General features: G+C 68.7%; 21 protein-coding genes and 1 tRNA gene. 15 read left to right on the top strand and 7 right to left on the bottom strand.

Translation table 11 applies throughout. The features are described from left to right. The first annotated feature begins 98 nt into the window (after positions 1-98). From AZL_RS12460 to AZL_RS12425, 8 genes are all read left to right on the top strand, one after another. Positions 99-1,373 (top strand): glutamate-5-semialdehyde dehydrogenase, encoded by a 1,275-nt coding sequence (locus AZL_RS12460; protein WP_012974902.1) that lies wholly within the window; start codon positions 99-101, stop codon positions 1,371-1,373. Positions 1,374-1,491: 118 nt separating this feature from the next. Beyond that, positions 1,492-2,163, top strand: coding sequence for a nicotinate-nucleotide adenylyltransferase (locus AZL_RS12455; RefSeq protein WP_012974901.1), 672 nt, complete (start codon positions 1,492-1,494; stop codon positions 2,161-2,163). Next, positions 2,160-2,606: a ribosome silencing factor gene (gene rsfS, locus AZL_RS12450; RefSeq protein ID WP_012974900.1), complete on the top strand. Its 447-nt coding sequence runs from the start codon at positions 2,160-2,162 to the stop codon at positions 2,604-2,606. The genes AZL_RS12455 and rsfS overlap by 4 nt, the downstream gene beginning before the upstream one ends. Positions 2,607-2,654: 48 nt before the next feature. Next, positions 2,655-3,113, top strand: a complete 459-nt coding sequence (rlmH, locus tag AZL_RS12445) for a 23S rRNA (pseudouridine(1915)-N(3))-methyltransferase RlmH (protein ID WP_012974899.1) — start codon at positions 2,655-2,657, stop codon at positions 3,111-3,113. 111 nt (positions 3,114-3,224) lie between these two features. Beyond that, on the top strand, positions 3,225-4,787 hold the full coding sequence (gpmI, locus tag AZL_RS12440; protein ID WP_012974898.1) for a 2,3-bisphosphoglycerate-independent phosphoglycerate mutase: 1,563 nt from the start codon (positions 3,225-3,227) through the stop codon (positions 4,785-4,787). Positions 4,788-4,904: 117 nt separating this feature from the next. After that, the gene (locus AZL_RS12435; protein ID WP_247894206.1) at positions 4,905-6,350 is read left to right on the top strand and encodes a murein hydrolase activator EnvC family protein; all 1,446 of its coding nucleotides are present in this window, start codon (positions 4,905-4,907) and stop codon (positions 6,348-6,350) included. Beyond that, entirely contained in the window at positions 6,351-7,787 is a 1,437-nt protein-coding gene (locus AZL_RS12430; protein ID WP_012974896.1) for a S41 family peptidase, read from the top strand. Between the two features lie 15 nt (positions 7,788-7,802). Continuing rightward, complete coding sequence (locus tag AZL_RS12425; protein WP_012974895.1) at positions 7,803-8,978, top strand: divergent polysaccharide deacetylase family protein; 1,176 nt, start codon at positions 7,803-7,805, stop codon at positions 8,976-8,978. A gap of 39 nt (positions 8,979-9,017) precedes the next feature. On the opposite strand, the gene AZL_RS12420 is transcribed toward AZL_RS12425, so the two are convergent. The 5 genes from AZL_RS12420 to rplU form a co-directional block, all read right to left on the bottom strand. Then, positions 9,018-9,668 carry an HAD family hydrolase gene (locus tag AZL_RS12420; RefSeq protein WP_012974894.1) on the bottom strand — a complete coding sequence of 217 codons (651 nt, stop codon included), beginning with the start codon at positions 9,666-9,668 and terminating at the stop codon, positions 9,018-9,020. After that, the gene (gene proB, locus AZL_RS12415) at positions 9,665-10,804 is read right to left on the bottom strand and encodes a glutamate 5-kinase (protein WP_012974893.1); all 1,140 of its coding nucleotides are present in this window, start codon (positions 10,802-10,804) and stop codon (positions 9,665-9,667) included. The genes AZL_RS12420 and proB overlap by 4 nt, the downstream gene beginning before the upstream one ends. Next, the gene (gene obgE / locus AZL_RS12410) at positions 10,794-12,098 is read right to left on the bottom strand and encodes a GTPase ObgE (protein ID WP_012974892.1); all 1,305 of its coding nucleotides are present in this window, start codon (positions 12,096-12,098) and stop codon (positions 10,794-10,796) included. Before obgE ends, proB begins: the two co-directional genes overlap by 11 nt. A gap of 148 nt (positions 12,099-12,246) precedes the next feature. Next, on the bottom strand, positions 12,247-12,531 hold the full coding sequence (gene rpmA, locus AZL_RS12405) for a 50S ribosomal protein L27 (RefSeq protein ID WP_012974891.1): 285 nt from the start codon (positions 12,529-12,531) through the stop codon (positions 12,247-12,249). 56 nt (positions 12,532-12,587) lie between these two features. Further along, positions 12,588-12,905 carry a 50S ribosomal protein L21 gene (gene rplU / locus AZL_RS12400; protein ID WP_012974890.1) on the bottom strand — a complete coding sequence of 106 codons (318 nt, stop codon included), beginning with the start codon at positions 12,903-12,905 and terminating at the stop codon, positions 12,588-12,590. Positions 12,906-13,113: 208 nt separating this feature from the next. Between rplU and AZL_RS12395 the strand changes: the two genes are divergently transcribed. Together AZL_RS12395 and AZL_RS12390 are read left to right on the top strand one after the other, a co-directional pair. Beyond that, positions 13,114-13,203 (top strand) — tRNA-Ser (locus AZL_RS12395). 60 nt (positions 13,204-13,263) lie between these two features. Then, positions 13,264-13,581, top strand: coding sequence for a hypothetical protein (locus AZL_RS12390; protein ID WP_042443081.1), 318 nt, complete (start codon positions 13,264-13,266; stop codon positions 13,579-13,581). 132 nt (positions 13,582-13,713) lie between these two features. Here AZL_RS12390 and AZL_RS12385 read toward each other — a convergent pair whose 3' ends face one another. Continuing rightward, positions 13,714-14,202 (bottom strand): Hsp20 family protein, encoded by a 489-nt coding sequence (locus AZL_RS12385; RefSeq protein ID WP_012974889.1) that lies wholly within the window; start codon positions 14,200-14,202, stop codon positions 13,714-13,716. Between the two features lie 267 nt (positions 14,203-14,469). Here AZL_RS12385 and AZL_RS12380 point away from each other — a divergent pair, with 267 nt between their 5' ends. Beyond that, positions 14,470-14,892: a DUF1465 family protein gene (locus tag AZL_RS12380; protein ID WP_012974888.1), complete on the top strand. Its 423-nt coding sequence runs from the start codon at positions 14,470-14,472 to the stop codon at positions 14,890-14,892. A gap of 147 nt (positions 14,893-15,039) precedes the next feature. Here AZL_RS12380 and rpmE read toward each other — a convergent pair whose 3' ends face one another. Continuing rightward, a complete protein-coding gene (rpmE, locus tag AZL_RS12375; protein WP_012974887.1) occupies positions 15,040-15,264 on the bottom strand; it encodes a 50S ribosomal protein L31 in 225 nt (74 codons plus the stop codon). Positions 15,265-15,559: 295 nt separating this feature from the next. Between rpmE and AZL_RS12370 the strand changes: the two genes are divergently transcribed. The 4 genes from AZL_RS12370 (at position 15,560) to AZL_RS12355 (ending at position 20,822) form a co-directional block, all read left to right on the top strand. Next, the gene (locus tag AZL_RS12370) at positions 15,560-17,377 is read left to right on the top strand and encodes an ABC transporter transmembrane domain-containing protein (RefSeq protein WP_012974886.1); all 1,818 of its coding nucleotides are present in this window, start codon (positions 15,560-15,562) and stop codon (positions 17,375-17,377) included. 33 nt (positions 17,378-17,410) lie between these two features. Beyond that, the gene (locus AZL_RS12365; protein WP_012974885.1) at positions 17,411-18,544 is read left to right on the top strand and encodes an ABC transporter permease; all 1,134 of its coding nucleotides are present in this window, start codon (positions 17,411-17,413) and stop codon (positions 18,542-18,544) included. A gap of 156 nt (positions 18,545-18,700) precedes the next feature. Then, entirely contained in the window at positions 18,701-19,684 is a 984-nt protein-coding gene (mepA, locus tag AZL_RS12360) for a penicillin-insensitive murein endopeptidase (RefSeq protein ID WP_052293664.1), read from the top strand. Positions 19,685-19,877: 193 nt separating this feature from the next. Further along, positions 19,878-20,822, top strand: coding sequence for a methyltransferase domain-containing protein (locus AZL_RS12355; protein WP_042443078.1), 945 nt, complete (start codon positions 19,878-19,880; stop codon positions 20,820-20,822). Positions 20,823-20,830 lie beyond the last annotated feature (8 nt).

The following is a 20,830-nucleotide window of genomic DNA, read 5'->3' as shown; positions in this document are numbered from 1 at the left end:
CCGCAACGCCGAAGTCCCACAACCAGGCGGCTTTCGCAACCCCGAACAATTCGTTAAGGTCGATGTCCCTTCAACGGATAGAGTGTCCGGAGACCTCCATGTCCGCCCTGCTCGAGACCACCGACGCCCTGCATGACCAGATGCTGACCATCGGCCGCGCCGCCCGCGCCGCCGCGGCCGCGCTGGCGACCGCGCCAGGACCGTCGAAGGACCGGGCGCTGCGGGCGGCGGCGGCGGCCATCCGCGCCCGCGCCGCCGGGATCAAGGCCGCCAACGCCGAGGACATGGCCAGCGCCCGCGACCTGTCCGGCCCTCTGCGCGAACGGCTGATGCTGGACGACAAGCGCATCGAGGCGATGGCCAAGGGGCTGGAGGACATCGCCGATTTCCCCGACCCCATCGGCGGCGTGCTGGCCGACTGGACGCGGCCCAACGGCCTGCGCATCCAGCGCGTCCGCGTGCCGCTCGGCGTCGTCGGCATCATCTATGAAAGCCGGCCCAACGTGACGGCGGACGCCGGCGGCATCTGTCTGAAGTCGGGCAACGCCGCCATCCTGCGCGGCGGGTCGGAGAGCATCCGCTCGTCGCGCGCCATCGCCGCCTGTCTGGCCCAGGGCCTGCGCGAGGCCGGACTGCCGGAGGCGGCGATCCAGCTGGTCCCGACCACCGACCGCGCCGCCGTCGGCCATATGCTGACGATGCGCGATCACATCGACGTCATCATCCCGCGCGGCGGCAAGTCGCTGATCCAGCGCATCGCCGACGAGAGCCGGGTGCCGGTGATCAAGCATCTCGACGGCAACTGCCATGTCTATGTCGGTGCCGCCGCCGATCTGGAGACGGCGCGCAAGGTGGTGCTGAACGCCAAGATGCGCCGCACCTCGATCTGTGGCGCCGCCGAGACGCTGCTGGTCGACCGCGCCATCGCCGACACGGCTCTGCCTGTTCTGGTCAAGGACCTGCTGGACGCCGGCTGCGCCGTGCGCGGCGACGCGGCGGCCCAGGCGGTCGACCCCCGCGTCACGGCGGTGGCGCCGGAGGATTGGGACACCGAGTATCTCGACGCCATCATCGCCTGTGGCGTGGTGGACGGGGTGGATGCGGCGATCGACCACATCAACGCCCACAGCTCCCACCACACCGAATCGATCCTGACCGAGGATCCGGCGGTGGCGGAGCGCTTCCTGTCGCGGGTGGACAGCGGCATCGTGCTGTGGAACGCCTCGACCCAGTTCGCCGACGGCGGCGAGTTCGGCATGGGGGCGGAGATCGGCATCTCCACCGACAAGTTCCACGCCCGCGGCCCGGTGGGTGCGGAGCAGCTGACCAGCTACAAGTATGTCGTGCGCGGCGATGGCCAGACGCGGCCCTGAGGTGAGTGCCCTCTCCCGTCCTATCGGCACCCTCTCCCTCTCGGGGAGAGGGCAGGGGGAGGGGCGATCCGTACATGGATCCCGCGATTCTTGCGTCACCCCTCACCCTTCCCATGTCTTGCGCCATGGGCCCCTTCCCTCTCCCGGGTCGGGAGAGGGAGTCCGTTCGGGGCTGAAGGGCGCCCCCCACCTCTATTCCGGTCCTTCTTACGCCGGCCTCACCGTCGGCATCCTCGGCGGGTCGTTCAACCCGGCCCATGAGGGGCACCGGCACATCAGCCTGTTCGCGCTGAAGGCGCTGGGGCTCGACCGGGTGTGGTGGATGGTCAGTCCGCAGAACCCGCTCAAATCCACCTCCGGCATGGCCTCGCTCGCCGAACGGCTGGCGGAGGCGCGGGCCGTCGCCGCCCATCCGCGGATCGAGGTGACGGCGATCGAGACGGCGCTCGGCACCCGCTTCACCGCCGACACGCTGGCCAAGCTTCAGCGCCGCTTCCCGAAAACCCGCTTCGTCTGGCTGATGGGGGCGGACAATCTGCGGCAAATTCCGCGCTGGAAGCACTGGATGCGAATCTTCGACTCGGTGGCCGTTGCGGTTTTCGCCCGTCCCACCTATTCTCTTGGAGCGCTGAGCGGCAAGGCCGCCCAGCGTTACACCCGTCGGCGGGTGTCGGTGTCCGGGGTCAAAGGGCTGGCGCGCCACAGGCGGCCGGCCTGGGCGTTCTTACGCAACCCCCTGCACCCGGCCTCGGCGACGGCGATCCGGCAGGCACGGGCCGCCGGGTCGTGAAACCGTTGCAAGAGGTTGGAGCCATCACCACGCACACCGAAACGGCCGCGACCGCTCCGCGGCCAGCCGCCGTTCCCCAGATCCTGGAACCGCAGGACCTGAAGGCGCTCATCCAGGCGTCGCTCGACGCCGACCAGGCGGATGACGTGACCGTCATCGATCTCGCCGGGAAAACCACCTTCGCCGATTACATGATCGTGGCGTCGGGCCGCAACACGCGGCACATCGCCGCCATGGCGATGAAGCTGGCCGAGAAGCTGAAGCAGGCCGGCGTCCGCGGCGTCGAGATGGAAGGCATGACCCAGTGCGACTGGGTGCTGGTCGATGCCGGCGACGTGATCGTCCACCTGTTCAAGCCGGAAGTCCGGACCTTCTACAACATCGAGAAGATGTGGGGTCTGGAGCTGCCGACGCCGTCGGGCACGGCGCGGCTGAGCGCCTGACGGGCCGAGAGCGGAACGAGGACGGAAACGGGGGCGGAGGGCCGCATCATGCGTCTGTGGCTCGCCGCCGTCGGGCGGTCGCGGGGCGGACCGACCCGCGACCTGTTCGACGAGTATGTCGGACGGCTCGTCTGGCCGTTCGCCCTGAAGGAGGTCGAGGTGAAGAAGCGCCTCTCCTCCGACGAATTGAAACGGCAGGAGGCCGAGTTGCTGCTCGCCGCCGTGCCGAGCGGCGCCGTCATCGTGGCGCTGGATGAGCGCGGCAAGGCGCTGCCCAGCGAGAGCTTCGCCGCCAAGATCGGCGATTGGCGCGACCGCGGCGCCGGCGACCTCGCCTTCCTGATCGGCGGTGCCGACGGCCATGGCGACGCGGTGCGGGCGCGGGCCGACTTCCTGCTCGCCTTCGGGCCGATGACCTGGCCCCACATGCTGGTGCGCGGCATGCTTGCGGAGCAACTCTATCGCGCTCAACAAATTCTTGCCGGCCACCCCTATCACAGATCCTGATACCGAGCGTCGCATCCGGCGCCCGATGCGAAAGCAAGAACGGCGCCGGAGCCTGAAAAGCCAACAAACACGAAACTCCGAGACCACAACCTTTCGAGAAAGGTAAGCGCGATGACCGAGACCAACCGACCCCGCCCCGTCGTCCTCTGCATCCTGGACGGTTGGGGCTATCGCGAGGAGCGGTCCGACAACGCGATCGCGCTGGGCGAGACCCCGAACTGGGACCGCCTGTGGTCGGCCGAACCGACGGCCTTCCTCGACGCCAGCGAGGAGGAGGTCGGCCTGCCCAAGGGCCAGATGGGCAACTCCGAGGTCGGCCACATGAATCTCGGCGCCGGCCGGGTCGTCATGCAGGACCTCGTCATGATCGACCATGCCATCGTCGAGGGCGATCTGGAGCGCAACGCCGCGCTGAACGATCTGGTCAAGACCATGCACAGGACCGGCGGGCGCGTCCATCTGATGGGCCTGCTGTCGCCGGGCGGCGTCCACTCGCACCAGGACCACATCGCGGCGCTGGCCGGCGTGCTGTCGCGCGAGGGCGTTCCGGTGGCGGTCCATGCCTTCACCGACGGCCGCGACGTTCCGCCGCAGAGCGCCAAGGATCAGGTCGCCGAGTTCATGGCCGACGTCTTCGAGATGCCGGGCGTCGAGGTGGCGACCGTCATCGGCCGCTACTACGCCATGGACCGCGACAAGCGCTGGGACCGCGTCGCCAAGGCCTATGCGGCGATGACCAAGGCGGAGGGCGAGCATGCCGCCGACCCGATCCAGGCGATCGAGCGGAGCTATGCCGCCGACAAGCATGACGAGTTCATCCTGCCGACGGTGATCGGCGATTACGCCGGCATGAAGGACGGCGACGCCATCCTGATGGCCAATTTCCGCGCCGACCGCGCCCGCGAGATCCTGGCGGCCTATGTCGAGAAGGATTTCGACGGCTTCCCGGTGGCCGGCGCGCCGACGCTGGCCGCCGTGGTCGGCATGGTCGAATATTCGTCGGCGCTGGCCAAGCTGATGACCACCATCTTTCCGCCGAAATCCCTGACCAAGGTGCTTGGCGAGGTGGTTTCCGAGGCCGGAATGAAGCAGCTGCGCATCGCCGAGACCGAGAAGTATCCGCACGTCACCTTCTTCTTCAATGGCGGCGAGGAGCGGGTCTATGACGGCGAGGACCGCATCCTGGTGCCGTCGCCGAAGGTCGCCACCTATGATCTCCAGCCGGAGATGTCGGCTTCCGAGGTGACCGACAAGCTGGTCGGCGCCATCGATTCGGGCAAATACGACCTGATCGTCGTCAACTTCGCCAACCCGGACATGGTCGGCCACAGCGGCATGCTGGACGCCGCCATCAAGGCGGTCCAGGCGGTCGATGTCAGCGTCGGCAAGGTCGAGGCGGCGGTGCGCCGCGCCGGCGGCACCATGCTGGTCACCGCCGACCATGGCAATTGCGAGCTGATGAAGGACCCGGAGACCGGCGGCCCGCATACCGCCCACACGCTGGACAAGGTTCCGCTGATCATGATCAACGGCCCGGCCGGCGCCCGGATCGGGAGCGGCCGTCTGGCCGACATCGCTCCGACGCTGCTGGATCTGCTGGGCCTGCCGAAGCCGGTGGAGATGACCGGCCGCAACCTGCTGGTCCGCGACGCCGCCCGCGCCGCGGCGGAATAACGGATGGCGTGGGGTCCCCGTCAGTCATACCCTCTCCCGCCCCGGGAGAGGGGGGGGCCCCATGCGAAGCATGGGGAGGGTGAGGGGGATTCCAAGGACCCATGCGGTTCGGGATTCTTGCTCTCCCCCTCACCCTCCCGCTTTCGGCGGGCCCCTCCCTCTCCCGGGGCGGGAGAGGGATCGCTCGCCGGCTTCATCCTGATCGCCGGCCTGCTTCTCGCCCAGCCGGTGGCGGCCCAAAGCGAGGCCCCCAAGGACACGCTGAAGCGGGTGGAGCAGCAGCTCCAGACCGGCAAACAGCGCCAGCAGCAGCTGGAACGCCAGTCCCAGGCTCTCCAGACCGAACTGGATACCCTGCGCGGCCGGCTGATCACGCTGGCCGATCAGGCGCGCGGGCAGGAACAGACGCTCGACCAGCTGGAGGACTCGCTCACCGCGCTCGAGGCCGAGGAGCGCGACCGTTCCGCCGGGCTCGACGCCGAGCGCCAGCAGATCGCCACCCTGCTGGCCGCCCTGCAACGGCTGGCCCGCATCCCGCCGGAAGCGGCGCTGGCCCGGCCGGAAAGCCCGGTGGATACGCTGCGCTCCGCCCTGCTGCTGCGCGACGCGGTGCCGGCGCTGAAGGCGCGGGCCGATGCGCTGGCCCAGGCGCTGACCGGGCTGGCCGACACCCGCGGCAAGCTGGTGGAGCAGCGGTCGAAGGCGCTGGCGGCGCGGGTGGCGTTGAGCGAGAAGCAGGAGGAGATGAACCGCCTGATCGCCCGGCGCGAGGAGCTGTCGCGCCAGACGGAGGAGGAGCGCGTCCAGGTCGGCCAGCGCATGGCGGATCTGTCCGGCCAGGCGACCGACCTGCGCCAATTGATGGACCGGATCGAGGCGGAGCGCCGCGCCGCCATCGAGGCCGCCGCCCGCCGCGAAGCCGAACGGCGCGAGGCGGAACGCCGGGAGGCCGCCAAGCGCGAGGCGGAGAAGCGGGAGGCCGAACGCCGCCTCGCCGCTCAGAAGGAAGCCGAGCGCAAGGAGGCCGAACGCAAGCTGGCCGAGCTGCGCGCCGCCGAACAGAAGATCGCCGAACAGAAGGCCGCCGAGGAAAAGCGGGCGAAGGACGAGGCGGCGAAGGAAGCGGCGCGCGAGCGCGAACTGGCCGCCCGCTCCCCCGATGGTCCTCCGGCTGTCGCCGGCATGGTGCTGCCGGCCGCCGGCAAGGTGACCAGCCGCTTCGGCGAGGCCGACCGCTTTGGCGCCACCAGCCGCGGCGTGACGGTGCAGACCCGTGCCGGGGCCGCCGTGGTGGCGCCGCGCGGCGGCACGATCGTGTTCGCCGGCCCCTTCAAGGGCTATGGCCTCATCTTGATCGTGGAACATGGCAACGGATATCATAGTTTGATTGCGGGTTTGGGCCGGATCGACACGGCCGTCGGGCGTAAGGTGGCCAGCGGGGAACCGCTGGCGGTCATGCCGCCGGACGGCAATCCGGATCTCTATTTCGAGCTGCGACGAAACGGTCAGCCGATCAACCCGCAACGCGGGTTCGGCGCCCCGGAGGGGAAAGGACAAGGGTAGATGAGGATGATCAAGCGTGCCGCCACGGCGGCAGCTCTGGTGTTTCTGGGCGCCGGCGTCGCCACCGTCACCGCGCAGTCCAGCAATTCGTCGGATACCTACCGGCAGCTGAACCTGTTCGGCGACGTCTTCGAGCGCGTTCGCGCCGAATATGTCGAGCCGGTGACCGACGAGCAGCTGATCGAGGCGGCGATCAACGGGATGCTGACCTCGCTCGACCCGCATTCCAGCTATCTGAACAAGAAAAGCTTCCAGGATATGCAGGTCCAGACCCGCGGCGAGTTCGGCGGGCTTGGCATCGAGGTGACGATGGAGAACGGCCTGGTGAAGGTCGTCTCCCCCATCGACGACACCCCGGCCTTCCGCGCCGGTTTGCAGCCGGGCGACCTGATCGTCCAGCTGAACGGCGAGGCGGTGATGGGCCTCAGCCTGAACGAGGCGGTCGAGAAGATGCGCGGGCCCGTCGGCAGCGAGCTGAAGGTCACCGTCCGCCGCGGCGAGGCGGGAGAGCCCTTCACCGTGTCGTTGACCCGCGCCGTCATCAAGGTGCAGTCGGTCCGTTTCCGCACCGAGGGCAATGTCGGCTACATCCGCATCACCAGCTTCAACGAGCAGACCCAGAGCGGGCTCGAAAAGGCGATCGCCAGCATCCAGCAGCAGTTGGGCGACAAGGTGCAGGGCTATGTCCTGGATCTGCGCAACAATCCGGGCGGCCTGCTCGACCAGGCGGTCTCGGTCTCCGACACCTTCCTGGAGAAGGGCGAGATCGTGTCGACCCGTGGCCGCCGGGCGGAGGAGGGCACCCGCTTCAACGCCAAGCCGGGCGACCTGATCAAGGGCCAGCCGATGGTGGTGCTGATCAATGGCGGTTCGGCCTCGGCCTCGGAAATCGTCGCCGGCGCGTTGCAGGACCACAAGCGCGCGATCATCATGGGCACCCAGAGCTTCGGCAAGGGATCGGTGCAGACCATCATCCCGCTGCCCGGCCATGGCGCCATGCGGCTGACCACGGCGCGCTACTACACGCCGTCGGGCCGTTCAATCCAGCAGCTTGGCATCACCCCGGACATCGAGGTGCATGTCGCCAAGGTGGAGGATCTGGACAGGAACATCGTCCGCCGCCGCGAGGCCGACCTGAAGGGGGCTCTGGTCAACCCCGATACGGGCAACAAGGCGCCGCGTCCGGCCACCACCAGCCCGGCGGCTCCCGGCACGCCGGCCGCGCCTAATCCGGCGGCGCCGGCCCCCGCTCCGGGCGCCGGCGCGGCCCCGGCCGCTCCCGGAACCGCTCCGGGATCGACCCCGGCCGCGGCTCCGGCGGATGGTACCGCGGCCGAGGGGACGGCGGAGCCGCCCTTCGACTTCCAGCTAGCCCGCGCGCTGGATCTGCTGCGCGGCGTCGCCCTGTTCCAGCAACAGCGCGCCTCGGCGCGCTGACCGGAGCGACGGACGGTGAAGCTTCCCGCCCCGCTCGCTCGTCTGCGGTTCGATGTCCGGGGCCTGCGCCCCGGATCGGGCTGGCTCAGCCGTTTCCGCCGCAGCGGAGACGGGGCGGCGGGCGTGCCGCGCAAGCCGCCGTCGAAACCGCTGCTGGCGGCCGTCGCGCTGGTGGCCGCCATCTATGCCGGGCTTGGCGGCTGGCTGGCGTTGAATGGCGACGCGACTCGGGAGGCCTGGCGGGCGTCCATTCCGTCGACGACGGTGGCGATCGCTCCGCTGCCGCCACCGCCGGCGCCGGAACCCAAGGCCGCCGCGCCGGCGGTGCCGCCGCCGCTGCCGACCGACGCCGCCCCGCTGCCTCTGCCCGGCGCCCCCGCCGCCGCGGTGACGCTGGTCCCGGCCCCGGTGCCGGGATTGGTGGAGGACAGCCGCAACGGCCCGTTGCCGCGCATCGCCCAGGATGGGCGCAAGCCCTGGCAGGTCTATGCCCGGCCTTTCCCGGCCACCGACAAGCGGCCGCGCGTCGCCATCGTCATGTCGGACCTGGGGCTGAGCGGCGTCACCACCGGCAACGCCCTGGCCAAGCTGCCGCCCGGCATCACGCTGGCCTTTCTTCCCTACGCCGAACGGCTGGATGACTGGGTGGAGCGCGCCCGCACCAAGGGGCATGAGGTCATGCTGTCCCTGCCGATGGAGCCGCTGACCTACCCGCGCGACGATCCCGGCCCCAACGCCCTGCTGACCATGCTCGGGCCCGACCGCAACATCGAACGGCTGGAATGGTCGCTGGGCAAGGCGGTCGGCTATGTCGGCGTCACCAGCACCACCGGCGGCAAATTCACCGCCAACCCGACGGCGATGCAGCCGGTGATCGACGCGCTGAAGGCGCGCGGCCTGCTGCTGGTCGATTCCCGCGTCAATCCCAAGAGCGTGGCCGGACCGCTCGCCATGCTGGCCGGTGTGCCGCGGGCGCTGGGCGACCGTGTCATCGACCGCGACCTGTCGCGCGGCGCCATCGACGACCAGTTGCGCGAACTGGAGGAGCTGGCCAGGACGAATGGAGCCGCCGTCGGCTTCGCCTCGCCCTATCCGACGACGATCGAGCGGCTCAATCTGTGGCTGACCGCGCTGGCCGACCGTGGAATCGCGCTCGCTCCGGTATCGGCGGTGGTCAATATCCAGAAATGACGATTGCGGGGAGCGGTCGCCGCCGCGTCCCCGCCGCGCTCAGCCGCAAAGCGCATCCCAATCCAGCGTGCCAGGGTCCTCGACCAGATGGTCGACCGCGTCGAAGACCACGGCGGGGTGCTGGGGCCAGGCGATGGTCAGCATGCCGGCGGCCTTGGCGCTGCGGGCGCCGGTCGGGCTGTCCTCGATCACCGCGCAGGATTCCGGGGGCAGGCCCAGCATCTTCGCCGCCAACAGGTAGGGCTCCGGATGGGGCTTGCCGTTGGCGACATCCTCGCGGGCGATGCTGAAGCGGAAATGCGGGATCGACATCGCGCGCATGTTCGCGTCGACGATCATGCGCCCACCATTGGACACGCAGGCCTGGGCCAATCCGCGGGCGGCGAAGGCCTCGACCAGGGCGAAGGCGCCTTCGCGCGGACGCACCTGATCGACGCGGGCGACATACTGCGCGTTGATCTCGTCGGCCCAGGCATGCAGGTCGATGGGGAAGGGGCGGCGGGCATGCAGGGCGGCATAGATCTCGCGGAAGGCGACGCCGTGCATCCGCCGGCAATCCTCCTCGCTCAATTCATGACCATAGCCGCGACAGACCTCGACGGTGATCCGCTGATGCCAGGGCTCGCTGTCCATCAGCGTGCCGTCGATATCCCACAGGATGGCGCGGATCGGGCTCCGGGGGCCGGTCATCGCACCACCAGATCGTCGCGGTGGATCATCTCGTCGCGCCCCTGATAGCCCAGGATCTCCGGGATCTCCGTGCTCTTGTGGCGCAGGATCTTGCGGGCGTCGTCGGCGCTGTAGGCGACGAGGCCGCGCGCGACCTCGCGCCCCTCCTGGGTGCGGACGATCACCACGTCGCCGCGGTCGAACTCGCCCTGCACGGCGGCGACGCCGGCCGGCAGCAGGCTGGCGCCATGGGACAGGGCGCGCATGGCGCCGTCATCGACCACCAGCACGCCGGCGGCGTTGACATGGCCGGCGATCCAGGCCTTGCGGGCGCTGGTCGGCTCGGCCGAGGGCAGGAACCAGGTGCAGAGAGCGCCGCCATCCTCCGGCCGCTTCTCCAGCGCCGTCAGCGGGTTCATGCGCTTGCCCTTGGCGATGACCATGCGGCAGCCGGCTGACAGGGCGACGCGGGCGGCGGCGATCTTGGTCACCATGCCGCCGCTGCTGTAGCCGGGGGGCGGCTCGCCGGCCATGCCCTCGATCTCCGGCGTCAGTTCGCGCACCGTGGGGATGTGGCGGGCGTCCGGGGCCTTGCGCGGGTCGGCGGTGTAGAGGCCGTCGATGTCCGACAGCAGGACCAGCGTGTCGGCGCTGACCATCTGCGCCACGCGGGCGGCGAGCCGGTCATTGTCGCCGAAGCGGATTTCCGCGGTGGCGACCGTGTCGTTCTCGTTGATGACGGGAACGGCACCCAGCTTCAGCAGCGTGTCGATGGTGTTGCGGGCGTTGAGGTGGCGCCGCCGCTCCTCGGTGTCCTCCAGCGTCACCAGCACCTGGGCGACGGTGACGTCGTGGCGGGCCAGGGTCTCCTGATAGGCGTGGGCGAGGCGGATCTGGCCGGTGGCGGCGGCCGCCTGCTTCTCCTCCAGCTTCAGCGCCCGGCCGACGAGACCAAGATGCTCGCGTCCGCAGGCGACGGCGCCGGAGGTGACGATGACCACCTCCTGCCCGCGCTTGCGGCAGGCGGCGACGTCATCGGCCAGCGCGTCGAGCCAGTCCCGGCGGATTTGCCGGGTTTCCCCGTCGACCAGAAGAGCCGAGCCGATCTTCACGACCAGCCGGCGGGATTCGAGAAGGGTGGGGGCGTCAAGCGCCATGGCGGGAGGTTCCGTCCGTATCGTCGTCCGAGCCGTCCTCTTCGCCCTCCGCCCCGTCGCCGTCAAGATCCTCCTCAAGGCCCTCGGCCTCTTCGCCCGCCAGCTCCTCACCCTCTTCAAGGGCGCCCTCTTCAAGGTCGTCTTCCTCGAACTCCTCGTCCTCGAACCCCTCGTCTTCGCCGCCGACCCACTCGCCGGTCTCGTCGTCCCATTGCATCTCGCCGTCGTCGGGCAGCTTCTGGCCCACCGGCGGGCGCGGGATGGAGCGGGTGGCGGGGGCGTGGATGACGTCGGGCTCCTCCGCCTTGGAGTCCTTGATGACCGTCAGCAGCCGGTACAGCACCTGCTTCACGCCCTGGCCGGTGGCGCCGGACAGCACCATGACCTCGGCGCCCGACGCCTCCTCCAGCGCCGCCTTCTTCTCCTCGATCTCCTCGTCGAGCAGGGCGTCGGCCTTGTTCAGACCGATCACCTCCAGCTTGTCGGCAAGATTGCCGCCATAGGCTTCCAGCTCGTTGCGGATCGTCCGGTAGGAGGCGACGACGTCGTCGGCGGTGCCGTCGATCAGGTGCAGCAGGATGCGCGAGCGTTCGACATGGCCGAGGAAGCGGTCGCCCAGCCCATGACCCTCGTGCGCGCCCTCGATCAGGCCGGGGATGTCGGCGATGACGAATTCCTCGTCACCGGCGCGGACGACGCCCAGATTGGGGGCCAGCGTGGTGAAGGGATAGTCGGCGATCTTCGGCTTGGCCGCGGTGGTCGCCGCCAGGAAGGTCGATTTGCCGGCGTTGGGCAAGCCCAGCAGGCCGGCGTCGGCGATCAGTTTCAGCCGCAGCCACACCCACTGCTCCTGGCCCGGCCAGCCGGGATGGAACTTGCGGGGCGCCCGGTTGGTCGGCGTCTTGAAGTGGGCGTTGCCGTGCCCGCCGTCGCCGCCGCGCAGGAAGACCCGGCGCTGCCCGGCCTCGGTCAGGTCGCACAGCACGGTTTCCTGGGTCTCGTCGAGGATCTGGGTGCCCACCGGCACGCGCAGCACGACATCCTCGCCGCGCGCGCCGTTGCGGTTGCTGCCCATGCCGTGATGGCCGCGCTGCGCCTTGAAATGCTGCTTGTAGCGATAGTCGATCAGCGTGTTCAGCCCGTCCGCCGCCTCGATGATCACATCGCCGCCGCGGCCGCCGTCGCCGCCGTCCGGGCCGCCGAACTCGATGAATTTCTCGCGGCGGAACGCCACGGCGCCGGGGCCGCCGTCACCGCTCTTCAAGAACACCTTGGCCTGATCGAGAAACTTCATCGGGGAACCCTGCCCGTAAACGGAAGGAAAACCGGCAGCGGGACAGCACCGGAATCAAAACGAAAATCGGGGGCCGGTCGCCCGGCCCCCCGACTTTATCCCACAAGCGTGCAGGCCTGCGACACAGGCCGCGCAACGACCCGACAGGTTACTCGGCAGCGACGGCCGGAACCTGGTCGTTGGCCGGAACGACGTTCACGAAGGTGCGGCCGTTCGAGCTGTGCTTGAAGTAGACCTGACCATCGGCCATCGCGAAGATGGTGTGGTCGCGGCCGAGGCCGACATTCTCGCCCGGGTGGAACTTGGTGCCACGCTGACGGACGATGATGTTGCCGGAGACGACGGTCTCGCCGCCGAAACGCTTCACGCCGAGACGGCGACCGGCGGAGTCACGGCCGTTGCGGGACGAGCCGCCTGCCTTTTTGTGTGCCATGGGGTTTTGCTCCTAAAACTGAAGATGCGCCTGGAAGCCCGACCGGAAGATCCGGATCAGGCCGCGCCGTTGATGCCGGTGATGCGCAGGACGGTCAGGTCCTGGCGGTGGCCGTTCTTACGGCGGTAGTTCTGGCGGCGCTTCTTCTTGAAGACGATGATCTTCGGGCCGCGATCCTGGGCGACGACCTCGGCGACGACCGAGGCGCCGGCCACGGTCGGGGTGCCAATGGTGGTGTTGCCTGCGTCGCCGACCATCAGCACGTCATCGAGCGTGATGGAGGCGCCAGCATCGGCCTCGAGCTTCTCAACACGGATCACGTCGCCATTGGCGACCTTGTACTGCTTGCCGCCGGTGCGGATCACTGCAAACATTGTCGTCACTGCCTATGTCAAAACAAACGGCGGGCTTCTCGCCCACCGTTCGATGCGCAAGCCCGTTCATGGGAGCGACGATCTATACTCAAGGGGGGCCGAGAGTCAACAGGGATGCGGGGTAAGGCCGATGCATTTTTCCGCAAAAAAGGCTTGCACGGCCGAAAGCCTTTATATAGGTTCCGCGCACCCCGCCAAACGGGGCAGCGGATGGGTGGCAGAGCGGTTGAATGCACCGCACTCGAAATGCGGCATACCCTCACGGGTATCGGGAGTTCGAATCTCCCCCCATCCGCCATTCTTTCTTCGGAAAGACCAGGTTACGAAGCGCCAGCCGAACCGGCTAGGCGCTTTTTTCATGCCCGGATGCCGGCTCGGCGACTCGGTGCGGGCTTCGGTCCGGCGCCACGGCTTGAGGGTGGGGGTCGTCTTCATCGACGCCGATGGCCGGCGGCTGGCCGAATTGCGGGCGGGCAGCCTCGACGCGCTCGACGCCAAGACGGGCGGGCCGTTCCTGGGCGCGCTCCTGCTCGGACTCGGGGCGCTGACGTCGCCGGAGCAGGTGCTGGTCACCGCCTATGCCGGGGCGGCCGGACTGGTCGCCGCCTTCGAACTGCTGCGCGCCAGCTATGCGGAATGGGTGCTGGCGCCGCCGGACGGCTTTCCCCGCGCCTGATCGCGACCCGCCGTCATGAGGACATGGAATGGAAACAGAGAATGGAAACGGCGCCCCGCATGGTCCGGGGCGCCGTTTCTCCCTGTCGTTCCGCCATGCCCGCATAGGCCGCGGACGGGCCGTTTCAGGGCGTCAGGCCGCCCGCTGGGTCAGGGCGGGAGCCGGGGCGGGGGTCTCGACCTCGACCGCGCCATTGCCGGCGGCGCTGACGATCGGAATGCTCCGCGGCTTCATCGCTTCGGGTACCTCGCGCGCCAGCTCGATGTGCAGGAGGCCATTCTGAAGAGCGGCACCCGTCACCTTGATGAAATCGGCGAGCTGAAAGCGGCGCTCGAACGCGCGGCCGGCGATACCCCGGTAGAGGAATTGGCCGGTCGGCCCGTCCTTCCTAGCTTTACCCGTGACGGTCAAAGAGTTCTGGTGGGCGGTGATGTCGAGATCATCCTGACCGAAGCCGGCGACGGCCATGGTGATCCGATACGAATCCCCGCTCAGCTTCTCGATGTTGTAGGGCGGATAGGACGCCGCCTCGTCACCGGTGGTCGCGGTCTCCAGCAGACGCGACAGGCTGTCGAAACCGACGGTGGAACGGAACAGCGGCGAAAGGTCGTAGCTGCGCATGACATATCCTCCGAAAGAGCGATACGGCCGTCGAGGACCACGGCTTGGGTCGGTCCTCTCGAGGCGTGGGTTGGTGGCGGACCCCGGATGGGCATCCGCCGGACGAGCGAGAGATAATCGGCGCTTTTCCCCGTTCAAGAGGGCGGCGCCGTGAAGGCTGGTCAAACCCCGCTTGGGGTTGCCGGATACCGCCCGGTCACCAATTGTTAATCAGTTGCGGCAAGGCTCACGCTAGGGCTGCAAGTCCGCTGGAGGGGACCGATAACAATGACTTCGCATACCTTCTTCTTCAACGGTCCCTATGACGAGACGATGGCGCTCTTGATCGAGGCGCGCAATTACATCGCCTATCATGATGCGTCCGAACATCGGAAGCTGCCTCCGCAGGTCCGTTTGCAGATTTCCTATGAATCCATGCGGGTGACCAGCCGTCTGACCCAGGTGATGGCGTGGCTGCTGGCGCAGAAGGCGGTCCATGCCGGCGAGATGACAAAGGAACAGGCGGCGAGCGACGATTTCGCCCTGTCCGGCGGCGAGATCTGTTCCGATCCCAGCGGTCCCGACAACGAGGAACTGCCGTCCGGCCTGCGCAGCCTGCTGGAGCGCAGCCACAGCCTTTATATGCGGGTCGACCGGCTCGACGCCATGGTCCGCGCCGATGTGGAGCGCGAGGCGGCGGCGGTTGGCTGACGTGGCGGTTGGCTGACGCGGCGGTTGGCTGACCGGGCAGGGCAGCCGGGCTGACGCGGTCCGATTGGAGCCGCGCGAAAACGAAAAGGGCGTCCGAACCGTGTCGGACGCCCTTTTCGCATCGGCAGGATAGAAGTGCGGAAACGCTTACTTCTTGAGGCCGAAGTTCGCGAAGCGCTTGTTGAACTTGGCGATCTGCCCGCCGGTGTCCAGCAGCTTCTGCACGCCGGTCCAGGCCGGGTGCGACTTCGGGTCGATGTCGAGGCGCAGCGTGTCGCCCGGCTTGCCCATGGTGGAGCGGGTCGTGAACGAGCTGCCGTCGGTCATGACCACGGTGATCTCGTGATAGTCGGGATGGATGTCAGTCTTCATGGCCGGGGTTCCTGCAAAGCGAGCGGCGTCTATACCAAAACACCTTCCCCGGCGCAACCCCGGAATCTCGCCCGGCGCGGCGGGTGCCGGCATCGTCACCGTTCCGCCGTTCCGCTGTCGTCCCGTCGCCGTCCTGCCTCAGGGTCATCGCATTTGACACCCTCTCCCGTCCCGGGAGAGGGTGTCAAATGCGATAGCCGTGCGTCTTGCCTCTTGCCGTCTTGTTGGTGTTCCCGGACCGCGCTATATGCCAGCGGTTCGCAGCGAATACCCCCAACAGACAAGCGGGAACAGCGTGGCTCGCCAACCCTCCCCCGACCTGATCGCCGCCTCCGCCCGCGGCGAGGCGGATGCCCGCCGCCGCGACCTCGGTCCCCTGCGCCGGCTGGTGCCGTTCCTGCTTCCCTACAAATGGCGCATCCTGGGTGCCATGGTGGCGCTGACCGTGGCCGCCGGCACCGTGCTGGGCATGGGGCAGGGGATGCGGGTGCTGATCGACCAGGGTTTCGCCGGCGGCGACACCTCGCTGCTCGACCGGGCGCTGCTGGTGTTGCTGGCGGTGATCGCGCTGATGGCGGCCTCCACCTATGGCCGCTTCTATCTGGTCAGCTGGATCGGCGAGCGGGTGGTGGCCGACATCCGCCGCGCCGTCTACGACCATGTGCTGACCCTGTCGCCCGGCTTCTTCGAGACGACCAAGACCGGCGAGATCCTGTCGCGCCTGACCACCGACACCACGCTGTTGCAGGTGGTGGTCGGGTCGTCGGCCTCCATCGCGCTGCGCAACGCGCTGCTGTTCCTGGGCGGCACCGGCATGCTGCTGGTCACCTCGCCCAAGCTGACCGGGCTGGTGGCGCTGGTGGTTCCGCTGGTGGTGGCGCCCATCGTCTTCTTCGGCCGGCGGGTACGCAAGCTGTCGCGCGACAGCCAGGACCGCATCGCCGATGTCGGCTCCTTCGTCGAGGAGACGCTGGCCGCCATCCGCACCGTCCAGGCCTTCACCCATGAGGCCATCGACCGGAGGCTGTTCGGCGAGCGGGTGGAGCAGGCGTTCGGTGTCGCCATCGACCGGGTGCGGGTGCGGGCGGTGATGACGGTGATCGTCATCGTGCTGGTGTTCGGCGCCGTCGGCATCATCCTGTGGATCGGCGGGCATGACGTGGTCGCCGGACGTCTGACGCCGGGTCAACTGTCGGCCTTCGTCATCTATTCGGTGGTGGTCGCCGGATCGGTCGGCGCCATCAGCGAGGTGATCGGCGACCTGCAACGCGCCGCTGGTGCTACCGAGCGTCTGTTCGGCCTGCTCGCCGTCTTGTCGGAGATCCGCCCCCCGGCGGTGCCGAAGCCGTTGCCCCGCCCGGCGGCGGGGGCGCTGTCCTTCGACGGCGTCCGCTTCCATTACCCGTCGCGTCCCGACTGGGCGGCGCTGGAAGACTTCTCGCTGGAGGTGAAACCGGGTGAGCGGGTGGCGCTGGTCGGCCCGTCCGGCGCCGGCAAATCGACGGTGTTCCAACTGCTGCTGCGCTATTACGACCCGCAGGCCGGCTGGGTGCGGCTCGACGGGGTCGATGTGCGCGAGGCCGACCCGGTGGAGGTGCGCCGCCGCCTCGGCCTCGTCGCCCAGGACCCGGTGGTCTTCTCCGCCAACGCCTGGGAGAATATCCGTTACGGCCGTCCCGAGGCATCGGATGCCGAGGTGCGCGCCGCCGCCGAGGCCGCCCATGCGCTGGACTTCCTCGATGCGCTGCCGGAGGGGTTCGGCACCTTCCTCGGCGAAAAGGGCGTGCGGTTGTCGGGCGGCCAGCGCCAGCGTCTGGCCATCGCCCGCGCCATCCTGCGCGACCCGCCGGTCCTGCTGCTGGACGAGGCGACCAGCGCGCTCGACGCCGAGAGCGAGCGGATGGTGCAGGACGCGCTCGACCGGCTGATGCATGGCCGCACCACGCTGATCGTCGCCCACCGGCTGGCGACGGTGCTGACCGCCGACCGCATCGTCGTGATGGACCAGGGCTGCGTGGTGGAGACCGGCACCCATGGCGAGCTGGTGGCGCAGGGCGGGCTCTATGCCAGGCTGGCGGCGTTGCAGTTCGACCGGGCGGACGGGGTGGCGTAGAGTCCTCCTCCCCCCAACCGGCGAGGCGGTGCGATGGCGCGGATATCGGCGGGCCGCCTGATGGCGGTGATGGTGAAGGAATTCATCCAGATGCGGCGTGACCGGCTGACCTTCGCCATGATGGTGGGGGTGCCGATCCTGCAACTGATCCTGTTCGGCTTCGCCATCAACGCCGACCCCAAATCCCTGCCGACCGCGGTGCTGGCCGCCGATTCCAGCCCCTTCGCCCGGACGCTGGTCGCGGCGATGGGGAATTCCCGCTATTTCGCCGTCACCCGATCCGCCGCGTCGGAGGCCGAGATCGACCGGCTGCTGGCGGAGGGGGAGGTGCAGTTCGCCATCACCATTCCCGCCGGCTTCGCCCGCGACCTCCAGCGCGGCACCCGCCCGGTGCTGCTGGTGGAGGCCGACGCCACCGACCCGGCGGCGACCAGCAACGCCCTGTCGGCGCTGACCGCCATCGCCCGTCAGGCGCTGAACCCCGACCTGACCGGGCCGTTGGCGGGCCTGCGCGCCGGGCCCGATCCGGTGGAGCTGCGCGTTCACCGCCGCTACAACCCGGAGGGCATCACCCAATACAATGTCGTGCCCGGCCTGATGGGGGTGGTGCTGACCATGACCATGGTGATGATGACGGCGCTCGCCGTCACCCGCGAGCGGGAACGCGGGACCATGGAAACCCTGCTGGCCATGCCGGTCCGCCCCTTCGAGGTGATGCTGGGCAAGATCGTGCCCTTCGTCGCCGTCGGCTATGTCCAGGTGCTGCTGATCGTGCTGGCGGCGCGGCTGCTGTTCGACGTGCCCATCGTCGGCAGCCTGGGACTGTTGTCGGCGGTGCTGATCCTGTTCATCGCCGCCAACCTCGCCGTCGGCTTCACCTTCTCGACGCTGGCGCGCAACCAGTTGCAGGCGATGCAGATGTCCTTCTTCTTCTTCCTGCCGTCGATGCTGCTGTCCGGCTTCATGTTTCCGTTCCGCGGCATGCCCGGCTGGGCCCAGGCGGTGGGCGAACTGCTGCCGCTGACCCATTTCCTGCGCATCGTCCGCGGCATCCTGCTGAAGGGCAACGGGATGACGGAGATCGCGTCGGAGGTGCTGGCGCTGGCCCTGTTCCTGGCGGTGGTCACGGTGGTGGCGCTGAAACGCTATCGCCAGACGCTGGATTGAGCGGCCGTCCGTCCCGCCATGCGGCGCACCACCGATGGGCCGTGCCCGCCCCTGTTCGTCCGGTTGTGCGGCTGGAACGGCTCCTCCATCATTCCTTAACCGCGATCCGCTATAGCCGTAACCGGGGCGGTGCTGGCGGCTGTGCGGGGGACGGTCATGGGGTTGCGCGCTTTTGGCGGGTTCGCCCGCAAGACGGTCGCTTGGAAGTCGGTCGCTTGCATCGGGCTGGCCGTTGCTTTGCTGACCTCTGGCGGGGCCGACGCCAAGTCGCGCAAGAAGAAGCCGACGCCGATCCCGGCCTATGCCACCAGCGTCGCCTGGGGTGCGGTCACCGGCCCCTCGCTGGGGGCGCCGCGATCCATCGGCGGTTACGCCGCCGGCTGCATCGCCGGGGCCCGCGCCCTGGCGCCGGAAGGCGTGGGCTATCAGGTGATCCGCCTGTCGCGCCAGCGCAACTATGGCCATCCGGTTCTGGTCGACATGCTCCGCGATTTCGGCCAGCGGGTGGCGCTCGCCGGGCTGGGCACCGCGCTGATCGGCGACATGGGGCAGGCGCGCGGCGGCCCGATGCCGTCCGGTCATGCCAGCCACCAGATCGGGCTGGACGCCGATGTCTGGCTGCGGCTGGACCTGCCGCCGATGGGCCGCGCCGGGCGCGAGCGGCTGGAGGAGATCAAATATGTCGATTACGACCGCATGCGGGTGACCGACGACTGGTCGGACCGGCAGGCCAGGCTGATCCAGATCGCCGCCAGCGACGCCCGCGTCGCCCGCATCTTCGTCAATCCGGCGATCAAGCTGGCGATGTGTCAGCGCAACTGGTCCGACCGCGGCTTTCTGAACAAGCTGCGGCCCTGGCATGGCCATGACAGCCACATGCATATCCGCCTGAACTGTCCGGCCGGCAGCCCGCTGTGCGAGCAGCAGGACGCCCAGCCCGAAGGCGACGGCTGCGGCGACGAGCTGGCTTCGTGGCTGGACAGCGCCTCTCCCGCGATCGAACATCCGCCGGGTTACAAGCCCGAACCGCGGGTGGTCCGCAAGATGCCGGCGGCCTGCGCCGCCGTGCTGAACGCGGCGGGCACGCGCATGGCCTCCCTGCCGGGGACGGGGGCGGCGGCCGACAAGACGGCGCGGTGACCGCTCTTATGTTTCCACGGGGAAATTTTTCCGCTTGCATGCGAACAACGCCCGTCTAACCTGGGGCCGGGGTTTTCTTGTGTGCGGTGTGTGTGAGTTGCGCTGAACAACCTTGAGGATGCCGTGCCGTGCGCCACCGACCGGGATTTGGCGGCGTGCGGGCTGTCGATCGGCGGATGGGATGAGGGCGGCGATGACCGACAAGGACGGAACCTCCGGGCATGGACCGAGCCTGAAGACACGCCTTTACGCGTGGTGGGAAGGCTACGATCTGTCCGGCCTGAAGGCGAAGAAGGGTGATGGGGCGACGCCTCAGCCGGAGCAGCCGCAGCCTTCGGGCGGCCCGGGCCCCGGCATGAACCGCTGGGGCAAGCCGCTATGGACCGCCACCCGCATCGAAGTGGCCGAGAAGATGTGGGGCGAGGGCTTCAACACTCCCGGCGGTGCCGATCACATCCCCTATCTGGTCAAGCCGCTGGGCCTCAACCCGGCGATGAGCGTGCTGGATCTGGCGGCCGGGCTGGGGGGCACCAGCCGCACCATGGCCGGCAAATACGGCTGTTGGGTCACCGGGCTGGAGGCGTCGGAACTGCTGGCGAAGGAGGGCATGGTCCGCTCCTTCAAGATGGGGCTGGAGAAGAAGGCGCCGATCGAAACCTTCAATCCCGAGCATTTCGGCTATCCCAAGCGTGTCGACGCCATCGTCTACAAGGAAGGCCTGTTCTTCGTCCGCGACAAGGAGCAGATGTTCGACGGGATGGAACTGGCGCTGAAGCCGCGCGGACATCTGCTGATCACCGACTACATCGCCGAAACCGAGGTGATGGACGCCAAGGCGATCCAGATCTGGTGCGAAAAGGAGCCGCTGACGCCGAACCTGTGGCCCAAGGAGCGCATGGCCAACGCCTTTGCCCAGCGCAATCTGGACCTGCGCATCGCCGAGGACATCACCGACACCCATCGCGGCCTGATCCTGTCCGCCATCCAGGGGCTGGTCGATCATCTGGAGAAATTCCAGCTCGACATGCCGACCAAGCTGGCGGTGATGGAGGAGGTCGAGTTGTGGGCCCGCCGCGTCGCCGCCATCGAGGCCGGCGTGCGGGTCTATCGTTTCTATGCGATCAAGCCGGCGGAATAGCGGGCCCT

Origin of the sequence: Azospirillum sp. B510 (genome assembly GCF_000010725.1) — a bacterium.
Lineage (GTDB): Bacteria > Pseudomonadota > Alphaproteobacteria > Azospirillales > Azospirillaceae > Azospirillum > Azospirillum lipoferum_B.
This window is presented reverse-complemented; position numbering and strand designations above follow the sequence as displayed.

What these genes read in the sequence shown, in the direction of transcription:
- AZL_RS12460 (WP_012974902.1), top strand. Translation starts at nt 99, where the DNA reads ATGTCCGCCCTGCTCGAGACCACCGACGCCCTGCATGACCAGATGCTG.
- rlmH (WP_012974899.1), top strand. Translation starts at nt 2,655, where the DNA reads ATGCGTCTGTGGCTCGCCGCCGTCGGGCGGTCGCGGGGCGGACCGACC.
- gpmI (WP_012974898.1), top strand. Translation starts at nt 3,225, where the DNA reads ATGACCGAGACCAACCGACCCCGCCCCGTCGTCCTCTGCATCCTGGAC.
- AZL_RS12430 (WP_012974896.1), top strand. Translation starts at nt 6,351, where the DNA reads ATGAGGATGATCAAGCGTGCCGCCACGGCGGCAGCTCTGGTGTTTCTG.
- AZL_RS12420 (WP_012974894.1), bottom strand. Translation starts at nt 9,668, where the DNA reads ATGACCGGCCCCCGGAGCCCGATCCGCGCCATCCTGTGGGATATCGAC.
- proB (WP_012974893.1), bottom strand. Translation starts at nt 10,804, where the DNA reads ATGGCGCTTGACGCCCCCACCCTTCTCGAATCCCGCCGGCTGGTCGTG.
- obgE (WP_012974892.1), bottom strand. Translation starts at nt 12,098, where the DNA reads ATGAAGTTTCTCGATCAGGCCAAGGTGTTCTTGAAGAGCGGTGACGGC.
- rpmA (WP_012974891.1), bottom strand. Translation starts at nt 12,531, where the DNA reads ATGGCACACAAAAAGGCAGGCGGCTCGTCCCGCAACGGCCGTGACTCC.
- rplU (WP_012974890.1), bottom strand. Translation starts at nt 12,905, where the DNA reads ATGTTTGCAGTGATCCGCACCGGCGGCAAGCAGTACAAGGTCGCCAAT.
- AZL_RS12390 (WP_042443081.1), top strand. Translation starts at nt 13,264, where the DNA reads ATGCCCGGATGCCGGCTCGGCGACTCGGTGCGGGCTTCGGTCCGGCGC.
- AZL_RS12385 (WP_012974889.1), bottom strand. Translation starts at nt 14,202, where the DNA reads ATGCGCAGCTACGACCTTTCGCCGCTGTTCCGTTCCACCGTCGGTTTC.
- AZL_RS12380 (WP_012974888.1), top strand. Translation starts at nt 14,470, where the DNA reads ATGACTTCGCATACCTTCTTCTTCAACGGTCCCTATGACGAGACGATG.
- rpmE (WP_012974887.1), bottom strand. Translation starts at nt 15,264, where the DNA reads ATGAAGACTGACATCCATCCCGACTATCACGAGATCACCGTGGTCATG.
- AZL_RS12365 (WP_012974885.1), top strand. Translation starts at nt 17,411, where the DNA reads ATGGCGCGGATATCGGCGGGCCGCCTGATGGCGGTGATGGTGAAGGAA.
- mepA (WP_052293664.1), top strand. Translation starts at nt 18,701, where the DNA reads ATGGGGTTGCGCGCTTTTGGCGGGTTCGCCCGCAAGACGGTCGCTTGG.
- AZL_RS12355 (WP_042443078.1), top strand. Translation starts at nt 19,878, where the DNA reads ATGACCGACAAGGACGGAACCTCCGGGCATGGACCGAGCCTGAAGACA.